This is a genomic window from Olavius algarvensis spirochete endosymbiont (genome assembly GCA_900608495.1).
Lineage (GTDB): Bacteria > Spirochaetota > Spirochaetia > DSM-2461 > DSM-2461 > UBA2779.
In genome coordinates, this window is sequence record UWYT01000070.1 from 1 (window position 1) to 12372 (window position 12372).

Consider the following 12372-nt stretch of genomic DNA (forward strand, 5'->3'; position numbering starts at 1 on the left):
GAAGCGGAAGCTCTTAAAGGCAGGGAAGATGCCAAGCTTGCCCGGGCTTTGGAACTGGTGAAGAAATTCCTGGCCGATGGCTATTCGCCGATTCTGTTCTGCCGCTTCATTCCCACCGTCGAGTACCTGGCTAAATTCCTGCGCTCGAAGCTCGAAGAGAAGGGCGTTGTGATTGAAGCGATAACCGGCTCCATGCCGCCGGAGGAACGGGAACAACGAGTGGACGCGCTGAGAATCAACGAGCGGCGCGTGCTTGTCTGCACTGACTGTCTGAGCGAAGGCATCAACCTGCAGCACAGTTTCGACGCGATGATGCACTACGATCTTTCCTGGAACCCTACGCGGCACGAACAGCGGGAGGGGCGGGTCGATCGCTACGGACAGCCCAGGAAGAAGGTTCGAACCCTAACCTTCTACGGCCAGGACAACCCCGTTGACGGCATCGTGCTGCAGGTACTCCTGCGCAAGCACAAAACCATACACAGGAAGCTTGGAGTTATCGTTCCAGTTCCCATGGAGACGCGCGTCATCGAAGACGCCATACTGGAGGGTTTGCTAATCCACGGGCCGTCGGGCAATCAGCAGCTCGACCTCGATTTCCTCGAGCCCATTCAAGAGCCCGTGGACACCCAGTGGGAAGCCGCGGTTGAGCGGGAAAGGCGGAGCAGAACGCTCTTCGCTCAAAATCAGATGCTCAAAACGGTGAAAACCGAAGTACGAAAGGAGCTCGAAGAGGTTCGCCAGGCACTCGGCGGCGAGGAAGATGTGAGCCGCTTTGCCCGAACCGCGCTCAAAATGCTCGGCGCCAGAGTTTCGGGAGAAGAGCGGTTAACCGTAAACTTAAGTGAAACATCCCGGGCGCTCAAAGACGCAATCGGCAAAACTGATGGCTTCGATGCCGCCTTCAACGGCCAGCCCGAGAAAGACGTGCTGCTTCTTACCCGCACCCACCCCGTTATCGAGGGACTGGCGGCGCATGTGCTGGAGACGGCCCTTGAAGGAAAGGGGCCGGGCAGGCGCTGCGGAGTGATTCGCAGCAAGGCCGTATCCTCCCGCACGAGTGTGCTGCTGCTGCGCATGCGCTTCCACATCGTAAGCCGCGGCCGCGACGGAAAAGAACGCCCCCTGCTCGCGGAAGATGTCGCCCTTGCGGGCTTTATCGGAAGCCCGGCGCAGGCCAAATGGATTGCGAAGGGGGATGTCGAATCGCTGCTTTCGGCAGATGCGGACGCCAACATCGGCAGGGGTTTGGCCCGGGACGCGATAGGCAGAATAATGGAGAATTTCGATCAACTCCGTCCCCGCATCAGCCAGATGGCCAGGGAGCGGGGCGATGCCCTGTTCAAAGCTCATAAACGCGTGCGCAAGACAACGCGGAACGAGGTTCGCTCAGTTGACGTGCACATGCCAGTCGATGTTCTTGGAATCTACGTCTATCTTCCAATAGTCTCGGAACAAAAGGCATGAGCCGCTCCAGTCGCAGGTTCAGCGCCGTTCGCACTGATGGAGGACTCCTCCCGCAGGATATTCTGAGCCGCATCCAAAGCGGCGATTCAACCCTGCCCGGAACCAGGGCGGACACCTATAATTTAGGGCCGCACGAACGCATCGGCGAGGCTGTCAACCGCTCCTGGAACCAGCTAATCGCCACCTGGCGGGTTTTTCGGAAAAACCTGGAGAAGGAACCGGAGCATTCACCGGCAAGCGGCCTTACCCGCGATCGCTGGCTCCTGCCGCTTTTCAAGGAGTTGGAATACGGACGACTCCCCAGGGGCAGAGCCATCAAGACGGAGGGCAGAAGCTTCTCCATCTCCCACACATGGCATAACTCCCCAATCCATCTCTTGGGATGCCGAGTCGACCTCGACCGCAGGCAGAAGGGCGTGGCCGGAGCGGCCCAGTCTTCGCCTCACGGCCTGGTTCAGGCCTTCCTGAACCAGTCGGATAAGCATTTATGGGGCTTTGTTGCCAACGGCTATCGGCTGAGACTGCTGCGCGATCATCACAGCCTGACCAGGCAGGCCTATGTGGAGTTCGATCTCCAGGCCATTATGGACGGGGAGCAGTACAGCGAGTTCCTGCTGCTCTGGCTGATATGCCACCAGAGTCGGGTTGAAGCCGAGAAGTCCGAGGACTGCTGGCTCGAAACCTGGTTCGGTATTTCGCAGGATGAGGGCGTTCGAGCCCTGGACAAGCTCCGAGGAGGCGTGGAGAAGGCCATAGAGAGTCTGGGCACGGGATTTTTGAACCATCAGGCCAACACAAGACTGAAGGAAGCTCTGCAATCCGGAGCTCTCGACAAGCAGGAATACTACAGGCAGATTCTTCGACTGGCCTACCGGCTTATCTTCCTCTTCGCGGCCGAGGAGCGGGAAGCCCTGCTAAATCCAAATGCGCCCGAAGAGGCGCGGGAACGCTACCGCCGCTACTACGCCGCGGGCAGGCTGCGGGAGCTGGCCGACAAGAGGCGCGGCGGACCCCATGGCGACTTATGGCAGGGACTCGCTCTGATTATGAATAAACTGAACAACGGCTACAAGGATTTGGCGCTCCCCGCCCTGGGCAGCCTGCTCTGGAACCCGGAGGCCTGTTCGTATCTGATGGACGCCGAGTGCGCCAACGAGCATGTCCTCAGCGCCGTTCGCTCTCTTTCACACATTCAGGAAGGCTCCACCCGCCTGCCTGTAAACTGGCGCAACGTGGGCGCGGACGAGCTGGGGAGCGTTTACGAGAGCCTGCTCGAACTGCACCCGCACATCGGTTTCGGCAACTTCAAACTCGCCACCGAGGCCGGCCACGAGCGCAAAACCACCGGCAGCTATTACACTTCGGCAACCCTGGTGGACTGCCTGCTGGACACCACTCTGAATCCGATGCTCGATGAGGCATGCAGGAAGCCCAATGCGGAAGAGGCCATTCTGAACTTGAAGATTTGCGATCCGGCCTGCGGATCGGGGTGCTTCCTGGTGGCGGCCGCCCGCCGCATAGCCAGGCGCCTTGCCGCCGTTCGCCTGGGCGATGATGAGCCGAGCCCCTCTGATGTTCAAACGGCGCTTCGCGATGTTGTGGGCAGGTGCATCTTCGGTGTAGACCTGAACCCCATGGCCGTGGAGCTCTGCAAGGTGAGCCTCTGGATGGAGGCCCTCGAGCCTGGCAAGCCGCTCTCCTTCCTGGACAGCCATATCCAATGCGGAAACGCGCTGCTGGGCGCAACGCCCGCCCTGATGGCGGGGGGCATTCCGGACGGCGCCTTCGATGCCATAGAGGGAGACGACAGAAAGGCGGCCCAGGCGCTGAAAAAGCAGAACAGGAGCGAACGAAAAGACCTGGAAGCCGGCCAGAAGACCATGCTCGCGGATTTCGATGAGGCGGCGGAAGCGGCGCTGGTATCGAAAAGGGCCGCGGACATCGAAGATGCGCCCGACAACCGGATAAAGAGCCTTCGCATAAAGGAGAAGAACTGGAAGGCGCTTACCGAATCCCATGAATTCAGGGATGCCTGGTTTAGAGCCGACGCGTGGACATCCATCTTTTTCGCCGTTAAGCAAACTGGCGGCGCGCCGGTGATTACAGAAAATCTATGGAACAGGTTGAGCCGGGACGCCGTGCCGCAGGCTATCCGAAATTCCGTGTGCGAACTGGCAGAGGAGTATCGCTTCTTTCACTGGCAGCTCGCCTTTCCAGCCGTGTTTCCGGCCGGAAAATCAGGTTCGGAAGTCGGATTTGACGCGGTTATCGGAAATCCGCCGTGGGACAAGCTTAAGCCTTATATGCAGGAATTCTTCTCCGAGTACAATCCCGATATCAGGTTTCAGGATTTAGCCGGAGAGAGGCGCATGATGGCGGATCTGCTCGAGGATGACGCCACCGCCGCGAAATGGGCCCGATATCGAAGAAACATCTACGCCCAGGCGCTGTTCATCAAGAAGAGCGGGCGCTACGACAAGAGGGGAGTGGGAGATATCAATCTATATCAAGCGTTTATCGAAGTTGCGCTCACGATAACAAGGGGGCGCGCGTCCCAGCTGGTGCCGGCGGGGTTCTACAACGGCGTCCACTGCAAGCCCGTTAGAAAGGACTTGTTCGAAAACCATCAGCTTGAAAGCATCTACGGCTTTGACAACCCTGGAGGCATCTGGTTCGAGGGGATTGACAGTCGGTTCAAATTTGCAATCTACAGCGTCATCCGCTTTGGCCGAACAAGGAGCTTCAAGACCGCATTCAACATCAGGAGCCGCCCGCGGCTCTCGAGCGTTATGGCCGGGAACTGCCTGAGCATGCCCCTGTCCCTTGTCCATGATTTGTCGCCGGAAAACCTGGACATCCTGGAGTTCGAAAGCCCGAAAGACATCGAAATCGCCAAAAAACTCTATGCCCGCTGGCCGCGGCTGGGGAGCGAAGAGGCGGGAGGCTCCAGGTACTATCAGCTTCGCGAAATCGATATGGGCAATGACCGGGAACTGTTCTCCGAAAACCCTGACGGCCTTCCCCTCTACCAGGCGAGGATGCTGGGACAGTACGATCACTGCTACAAGGGGTATCGCTCCGGAAGAGGTCGCGCGACCATATGGGAAAAGCTGGACTTCGGCTCCAAGTCTATTCAGCCTCAGTGGCGGGTGCTCAAAAAAAACATTTCGGCCAGACTCGGCGAAAGGCCCTTCAGCTACCGCGCGGGATACCATGATATCACGAACCCTACAAACGAGCGAAGCTTCATCGCGGCTCTGCTGCCAAATGCCTGCATCGCAGGGAATACTGTTCCAACCATAGTATTTGCGGAGGACTGGGCCCTGATTCCATGGCTGGCTACAGCCAACTCCTTCACCATGGACTTTCTGGTGAGAAAGAAGATTGGACTTCATGTCACCTTCACGGTTTTGAACAGCCTGCCCTTCCCCCGCTATAAGGTGGAAGATTCGATACTCGCCAGGCTGGCGCCCCTCGTACTTCGCCTTTCCTGCACGACGCCCGAGATGAACGCATACTGGAACGCCATGGCATCCTATGGCTGGGTTCAGCCCATCGGGCCGAATTCAGAGCCGCCCGGACTCTCAAGGGGGGAAGAGCGCCTTAACGCGCGCGCGGCAATCGATGCAATCGTGGCCCGGGATATCTACGGCCTTTCCGAAGAGGAACTCTTCTACCTGCTCGACGCCTTCCCCCTGGTTCGCCGAAGGGACGAAGAAAAATACGGCGAGTACAGAACGAAAAAACTGATTCTGGAGGCCTATGGGGGGCAAGAATGAAAAAAGCAGATAGGCCTCGAGCGCGGCCTGGACTCCGGATGCGGGCAACTGCCCGGAATGCGCCTCGCTCTCTGGCAGCCGGATAACATGCAAGCGGGATTTCCGAGCAATCAGCACAAATAAACTGGCGAGGGCAGTATCCGATACGATTTGGCAGGATGATCCAGGATATCTTGATGAATGGACTGATGGAGATAGTTGGCAATTGGGAATCAGGGCAAAGAATAGTTTGGCAACAATAATGAGCAGCTATTTAATTTCAGGTATTTTTGCACCTCTGATTACAAGCCAAAGAATAAATACCACCTCTCCAAAGGTCATAATGTCAAAAACTAACAATAAATTTCCCAAATTTGGAAAAAGCAAATTCGTAAAAGATCCAAGCAAATAGCCAAAACCCCCGATTATTGCCGCAATGCCGAAAAATTTCGGTAAATAACCAGATTTATAAACTAAATAACCTAAAGGAAATAACCAAAGTCCCCAAAATATGGAAGCGATAACAATACCTTGCTCATTCAAATCAAGAAAAAACATCATTTGTTCGGGGGTTTTTATCAACATGAGCGCTGCAATTCTGTTCAAAGTGTTTAGCATAGCGACAGGGACGCCCGGCGGAGCGGGAATCACCATCAGCTGAAGGATAAGATTTGCATCAGCTTATACAAAAGAACAACTGCCCCTGATGATGAGCTTGAGCTGCAGGACTACCGGCAATTCCCGCCCACATCGCAGGCGGCAGTCGGAACTGAAAAACCATGCATTCCCGCTGACATCCAGACTGAATATCTTAAGATGTGTTATGATGCTTTTTTTCATGATGCCTGTGCACTACAGTACTGCAGCAAGCTGATCGAAGAGAGCTCTGCGACTGAAATTTCATGATTTTAATACTTGCATATAACCGCTTATACGAGTATATTGCATGGAGATATAAGGAGCAGCCAACTCTTAAGAGAGTGTACGCAGACGTATTCAAAGCTCTGGCAGATGAAACACGCTTAACCATCATGGCGCTTTTGCTTAGGCATGGAAAACTTTGTGTCTGTGATGTCATGAGAGTTCTCACAAACTTCCCAATCCAAAGCATCACGGCATCTGCGATATCTCAAGAGAACGCGGGGCTTCTGGATAACCGGCGCGAGGGCACCTTGAGTTTACTACATGATGCATCCTCATCCCGGCAAGGAGCCGGGCCGGGTTCTTCGAGCGATTGCCGAGCTCATCTCATCTCTTCTTAGCCGATGAGATAGAATCGCGTCTAAGTGAATGGCTGGGAAAAAGGCTGGCCGGTGGAGCTGCCTGCGAAGCCGCGCTTTGCAAATAAGCTTATAAGGAATCTGATGGCTGCAACCAGGATGCGTATCACCAAAGAAGGCCCCGGATTCTTCGAACTCTCTCTGGCCGTCTGGCTCATTTTGTACAGTGGAACCGGTTTTTGGCAAGCTGGCTCCCCCCGGTGGCCCAGTGGATGAACTCCCGGTTAAGGTTGACGGCGTTCCGGAAATCTCCATCCATTGCTGCATGATGCATCCCCCCTTCATGATGTGTCCCATAGTGAAAAACGTGAAACCGATTCACCGAAATTCTTCAGGCAGGCAAAGATTTGAAGCCCGCGGGTCTGACTCTTCTTGTCAACCGGGCTCTCAACCGTTTCGGTCTTCTTTCCGGGAACGCTGTCGGCGCCGATGCGGCGGGGCTGGTTGAAATAACCCCGGGCCTCGATGTCGGCGATGCGCAGGGACTGGGAAAAGCTGTTCTGCACAATGCTGCAAGTACCCCTGCGGCCATCCTGTTTGGCCGGCGTGGCTGGCCCCTCTTATCTCGAGGCGCCGGCAATGCTGGTGCGGATTTGCCTGAAAATTACAGGCTGGTTCGATTCTAAAAAAAGTGAGAAATTATGAAAATTCAATTCCTGTATTTTGATAAATGTCCCAATACAGAAACCGCATACAGCAGACTGGAAGAAGCTGTATCGGAGCTGGTTTCGGATACCGCCATAGAAAAAATACAAGTTGCAACAGAGGAAGCGGCACAAAAGTATAATTTCTATGGATCGCCCTCGATTCACATCGATGGTATGGATTTGGAATACGATTCCGCACGCCAACCATCCATATCCTGCCGGCTTTATGGCGATGAAGGCGTACCGCCGAAATGGCTCATCGAGGCGAGCATCCTTAACGCGCTTAAACCGAAAGGACTTCTCTTTCTCTGCGTAAACAATTCCGCCCGCAGCCAAATCGGCGAAGGCATCGCGCGCAAGCTCGCTCCCGCTGGAGTAAGGGTTCAATCTGCCGGTTCCAAACCAACGAGCGTTCGGCCGGAAGCGATTGCAGTTCTGTCGGAGCTGGGTATCGATGCGTCAAAACAGAGCTCTAAAAATGCTTCTCAGATAAATCCGGCCACTGTCGATACCGTAATTACGTTGTGCGGCGAAAAAGAATGCCCGCTATTCCCGGGAGAAGTGCATCGGGTGCATTGGGAATTACCCGATCCTGCCTCACCAGATGCTTTTCGCAGGGTTGCAGATGAACTGAAAAAACGCCTTTCAATCGTATTCGCCAACAACGCAGAGATGAAGGAAGCCGATTCTATTAGAAGCCAGGTGTCTTCCTTTTATGCGAGGAGCATTCAGTCATCTGGTGGATGCTGTGACGGTCCGAAAGCTGGTGTCTTATCCAAAATGGCTGGTTATTCAGAAAACGAGCTCTCAGACATTCCCGATGGCGCAGTTTCATTTGGCTGTGGTAATCCACTCGCATTTTCCGAAGTCAAAGAAGGACAAGTCGTACTCGATCTCGGCAGTGGCGCTGGAATCGATTTAATCATGGCAGCTAAAAAAGTCGGCTCAAAAGGCAGGGTGATCGGTATCGACATGACCGATGAAATGATAGCCAAAGCCCGGAAGAACATCGCTGATTCAGGATTGCAAAACATCGAGGTGCGCAAAGGCATGATAGAGAAAATGCCCGTGGAGAGCGCATCGATAGACTGGGTTATTTCAAACTGCGTTATCAACCTTTCTCCGGAGAAAGACAAAGTATTTGCCGAAATATATCGGGTGCTCAAACCCGGTGGCCGTATCTCTATCTCGGATATCGTCGCCGCAGAAATGCCGGACTCCGTCAAGCGGAACATGGAACTCTATGCTTCCTGCATTGCAGGGGCAATTTCCGAAGAAGAATATCTTGCCGAACTGAAACAATGCGGACTGAGGGATGTTTTGGTAGCATCACGCCTCGTTTATGACAGAAACCAGCTTAAGTCATTGGTGAGCTCTGAAACTTCCGGCGGATGCAGCTGCTCTTCCGAAAACCTAACTGATGAACTGAAAAACAACATCATAACCGCTCTCGACGGGAAGGTTGCCAGCCTCAAATTTTCCGCATTGAAACCCTCCAGCAGCATCGGGACAGATTTAGAACCCTCGTGTTGTTGTTCGGATGAAAGCAAGCCAGCCTCTTATAAGGGAAGATGCTGCGAGCAATGAAAATGAGCACGACAAATTGCCGGAATGAAAGGCAAATGAGCGGTCGAATGAAGTAATCGAGTACATCATCCTGCCTGCAACTCTGATAATTATCTCCCTGTCTCTGTGGTGAACTCACACTATCTTACATCAGCAAAGTTTGATATCAGGAACGACGCTCGGAAAGAATGTCGTCTTCGAAGAGGTGTGTAAAAGTTGGAGGCGGATGTTGAATCGGCCAGAGTGCCGTGATTCACGAAGGAACAACTACCTGAAGCGAGCTTACCTTATCGACAATCGATGGCCTGCCGCCGACACTCTCCCCTACCCGCGGCCAATTGTGAAACTCCAGCATTCATGTCAAACTCTCTCTCTTGACGAGCCCTCAGCTGCTGTGTTCCCATAAACAGGTTATGTCGGGGAAATTGATTATGTGCGTCGGCGGCGCGAATGTCGACAGAAAAGCGAAAACCATCGCACAGTTTGAAAAAGGTACTTCCAACCCCGGCAGGCTCACCACATCGAGCGGAGGTGTTGCCCGCAATGTGGCAGAGGCGCTTGCCCGGCTGGGCGCCAAGGTGTCATTGGTGACCGTCTTTGGCGACGATGCGGACGGCGCCTGGTTAAAAAAGACAACAGCCCGGGCAGGAGTCTACCTTGGCCACTCAACCATACTTCCATCAAAAAGAACCGGAACCTATACCGCCATCCTGGACTGCTCAGGAGAATTACAAGCATCCGTATCCGACATGGCTCTCTATGACAGTCTCGATTTCGGGTTCATCGAGAAAAAATGGCTGAAAATCGAAGAGGGCGATATCGTTTTTATGGACACAAACTTCTCAGCAGAAGTAATCGAGTACATCATCGGGCAGTCGTTAGACAGAGGCAAGCAATTGATTGTGAATCCGGTTTCAACACATAAGACAAAGAAATTACCTGATAATCTATCAGGCATCGATCTGATTTTGCCTAACCGCGATGAAGCAGCCGTGCTGTCCGGAATCGATATCAAGACACCGGATGATGCAATAGAAGCCGGCAGGCAAATACGGAAACGAGGGGCGGCACGCGCGTTGATCAGCCTTGGCGCTGAAGGACAGTGTATTGTCACAGACGAAGAATCCAGACACATTCCGGTACTCATGACAGATGTCATTGATGTAACCGGTGCCGGCGATTCCCACTCTGCAGGTGTTATATTCGGCCTCTCCACAGGAAAATCTCTGGAAGTATCTGCCAAACTCGGAACAGCCGCTGCCATACAAGCTTTAAGAAGCAAGCATGCTGTCCATCCAGAACTCAGTGCAGATAAACTCTACAAACTTACAGGCGAACCTGCATAACAAATGAATCTGGCGAGATGGGTTGCATATTCCGACGAAGTCCAGCAGGCCAAAACAGACGGCTTGCCTGTTGTGGCTCTCGAATCAACCATAATTGCACACGGGATGCCGTATCCCGCGAATGTCGAGACTGCGATGGAAGTTGAAAAAATAATCCGTGATAACGGTGCGATCCCTGCAACCATCGCAATAATGAAGGGGAAAATCAGAATTGGCTTGAGTGAAGATGATATTGACTACATCGGCAATAAGACGTCTGCACAAAAAGTCAGCCGGAGAGATATTGCAATTGTTCTGGCAAAGAAAAGAGACGGCGCCACAACGGTAGCTGCAACAATGATATGCGCAGAATCTGCGGGAATTGAAGTATTTGTAACCGGGGGCATCGGAGGCGTGCACAAAAAGGGAGAAGTCACGATGGACATTTCCGCGGATCTTCCGGAACTTGGCCGTACAAGTGTTACTGTCGTGTGCGCTGGCGCCAAAGCCATTCTGGACATTGGCAGAACAATGGAGTTTCTCGAAACGCACGGCGTCCCTGTTATCGGATATCAAACAGATGAGTTTCCGGCTTTTTACATACGATCAAGCGGATACCCGGTGAATACCCGCGTCGACACACCGGAAGAAACCGCACATTTAATTCGTGTCCAAAGAGAAATGGGAATTCGCGGCGGAATGGTTATTGCAACTCCCGTACCGGAAGCAGATGCGATGGACAGTGCGGAGATGCAAAACGCAATTCAGAAGTCTCTCGAGGAAGCGAAAGAAAAAAATGTCCGTGGAAAAGACGTTACACCATTCCTGCTCAACCGGATCCAGGAAATCACCGGAGGCAGAAGCCTTGAAGCAAACATCGCGCTCATAAAAAATAACGCTGCAACCGGCGCAAGGATTGCCGTTGCGTTAAATTCGCAATAATAGAAAATTCGCCACATCGAGGTTCAACAAAACAGGCGGGATGACTGCTTCAGCTCTGTCGCAGGAAAGCGTATCCAGTATATCGATGTAATGCCAACCCAAGGCTGCACAAACCATGCTCCAGATGAAGGAATTGACACCACCGTGCTCCCAGGGACGCATTTTGTGGTGAGTAAAAACCATCTGGCTGGCGTGCTACCGGTGCAACGCAGAAGCGCTCAACCACAGAGCGGAACCCCCGCTCTCACAGCCGCATCGGCGTCTCAGCGCGTCATCTATCCCTTGCCAGCTGCCGCCAGCGCTGCATCGTAGTTTGGCTCCGAGCCAATATCCGGCACCTGCTCTGAATAAAGAACCCTGCCGGCTGAGTCCACAACGATGACAACCCGTGAGCACAGGCCCGCGAGAATACCGTTATCAATCTTCAAGCCGTAATCCTCGGGAAAGGTTGATCTGAAACAGGACAGGCTAACCACGCCAGCCAGATTTTCCGCACCGCAAAAGCGTTTGTGTGCGAATGGAAGATCGGCTGAAACGTTGAGAACTTCAACCCCGTCCATCGAACCAGCTTCTTTATTGAAGATACGCACCGAGGTGGCGCAAACGGCCGTATCGACGCTGGGAAAGACGTTCAGCACCCTCACCCCGTCGAAGTTCGAGAGTTTAACCTCTTCGAGGTTTGTATTAACAAGACAGAACTCCGGAGCGATGCTTCCCACGGGGGGAAGACTGCCGCTTGTCCGGATCTGGATTCCCTTGAATGTAATTTCGGCCATCAGACTCTCCTGTCCGCGGACTCATGCCGCCAGTGATTTGCTGACAATATACCACAAAGCACATTTTTCAGTAAATGCTGTTAGCATGTTGTGATGAGGTATGGAGCCTGCGGCAACGACAGGAGACAGCGCCAGCCTTCCTGCCGCAAGCGAAATGCTCGACAGGAACCTCATCTGACGCCTTAGAGTCCAATCAGGTATAGGGGCAGCCCCTGCTGCCATGCGGAGAGGGCGCCGGCAACAGAAACACGCTTTAACCACCCCTCCGGAGTGGCTGTGGACTCAACCGGCAATGTCTATGTGGCAGATGAGAACAACCACCGCATCCGGAAGACAAGAGTACAAGGTGCCCTGGCCAGCGGTACAGCGGGTTCTGCGGATGACGTCTCATGTTAAGTGTGGTATCTTTTAGAATTGCCTCTCGATGCGAAGGCCGGGGCCGATTATCGCTTTGAAAGTAGACGCTGAGTTTGGGGAAACTCCTGAATTCACTGGCGAATCAAGATGAATTGGGTTATAATAATATTTGAGATTATAATTAACTCATTATAGGAGAAAATATGAATAAAATATCCAGTATCTCGGTTTTGGCTCTTATGAGCCTTTTGGTA

At 53.4% G+C, this 12372-nt stretch carries 10 protein-coding genes; 8 read left to right on the forward strand and 2 right to left on the reverse strand.

Annotation, left to right across the window (positions count from 1 at the left end; translation table 11 throughout):
• On the forward strand, positions 1-1467 hold a 1467-nt coding region (locus tag S1OALGB6SA_RS01315), incomplete at its 5' end, for a C-terminal helicase domain-containing protein (protein WP_306766969.1).
• Positions 1464-5246, forward strand: coding sequence for an Eco57I restriction-modification methylase domain-containing protein (locus S1OALGB6SA_RS01320; protein ID WP_124032296.1), 3783 nt, complete (start codon positions 1464-1466; stop codon positions 5244-5246). The genes S1OALGB6SA_RS01315 and S1OALGB6SA_RS01320, both read left to right, overlap by 4 nt.
• 249 nt (positions 5247-5495) lie before the next feature.
• Here the strand turns inward: S1OALGB6SA_RS01320 and S1OALGB6SA_RS01325 are convergent, their stop codons facing one another.
• Positions 5496-5879: a DUF4386 domain-containing protein gene (locus S1OALGB6SA_RS01325; protein ID WP_124032297.1), complete on the reverse strand. Its 384-nt coding sequence runs from the start codon at positions 5877-5879 to the stop codon at positions 5496-5498.
• A gap of 248 nt (positions 5880-6127) precedes the next feature.
• On the opposite strand from S1OALGB6SA_RS01325, the gene S1OALGB6SA_RS10740 reads away from it, so the two are divergent.
• The 5 genes from S1OALGB6SA_RS10740 (at position 6128) to S1OALGB6SA_RS01350 (ending at position 10985) form a co-directional block, all read left to right on the forward strand.
• Complete coding sequence (locus S1OALGB6SA_RS10740; protein WP_306766970.1) at positions 6128-6487, forward strand: ArsR/SmtB family transcription factor; 360 nt, start codon at positions 6128-6130, stop codon at positions 6485-6487.
• Positions 6488-6852: 365 nt separating this feature from the next.
• Positions 6853-7131 carry a hypothetical protein gene (locus tag S1OALGB6SA_RS01335; RefSeq protein WP_124032298.1) on the forward strand — a complete coding sequence of 93 codons (279 nt, stop codon included), beginning with the start codon at positions 6853-6855 and terminating at the stop codon, positions 7129-7131.
• 15 nt (positions 7132-7146) lie between these two features.
• Positions 7147-8739, forward strand: a complete 1593-nt coding sequence (gene arsM / locus S1OALGB6SA_RS01340) for an arsenite methyltransferase (protein WP_124032299.1) — start codon at positions 7147-7149, stop codon at positions 8737-8739.
• A gap of 410 nt (positions 8740-9149) precedes the next feature.
• The gene (locus tag S1OALGB6SA_RS01345) at positions 9150-10064 is read left to right on the forward strand and encodes a carbohydrate kinase family protein (protein WP_195910232.1); all 915 of its coding nucleotides are present in this window, start codon (positions 9150-9152) and stop codon (positions 10062-10064) included.
• A 3-nt stretch (positions 10065-10067) separates the two neighbouring features.
• On the forward strand, positions 10068-10985 hold the full coding sequence (locus tag S1OALGB6SA_RS01350; RefSeq protein WP_230204349.1) for a pseudouridine-5'-phosphate glycosidase: 918 nt from the start codon (positions 10068-10070) through the stop codon (positions 10983-10985).
• A gap of 275 nt (positions 10986-11260) precedes the next feature.
• Here the strand turns inward: S1OALGB6SA_RS01350 and tpx are convergent, their stop codons facing one another.
• Entirely contained in the window at positions 11261-11761 is a 501-nt protein-coding gene (tpx, locus tag S1OALGB6SA_RS01355; protein WP_124032301.1) for a thiol peroxidase, read from the reverse strand.
• 192 nt (positions 11762-11953) lie between these two features.
• Between tpx and S1OALGB6SA_RS10745 the strand changes: the two genes are divergently transcribed.
• Positions 11954-12157 carry a hypothetical protein gene (locus S1OALGB6SA_RS10745; protein ID WP_124032302.1) on the forward strand — a complete coding sequence of 68 codons (204 nt, stop codon included), beginning with the start codon at positions 11954-11956 and terminating at the stop codon, positions 12155-12157.
• Positions 12158-12372: the final 215 nt, after the last annotated feature.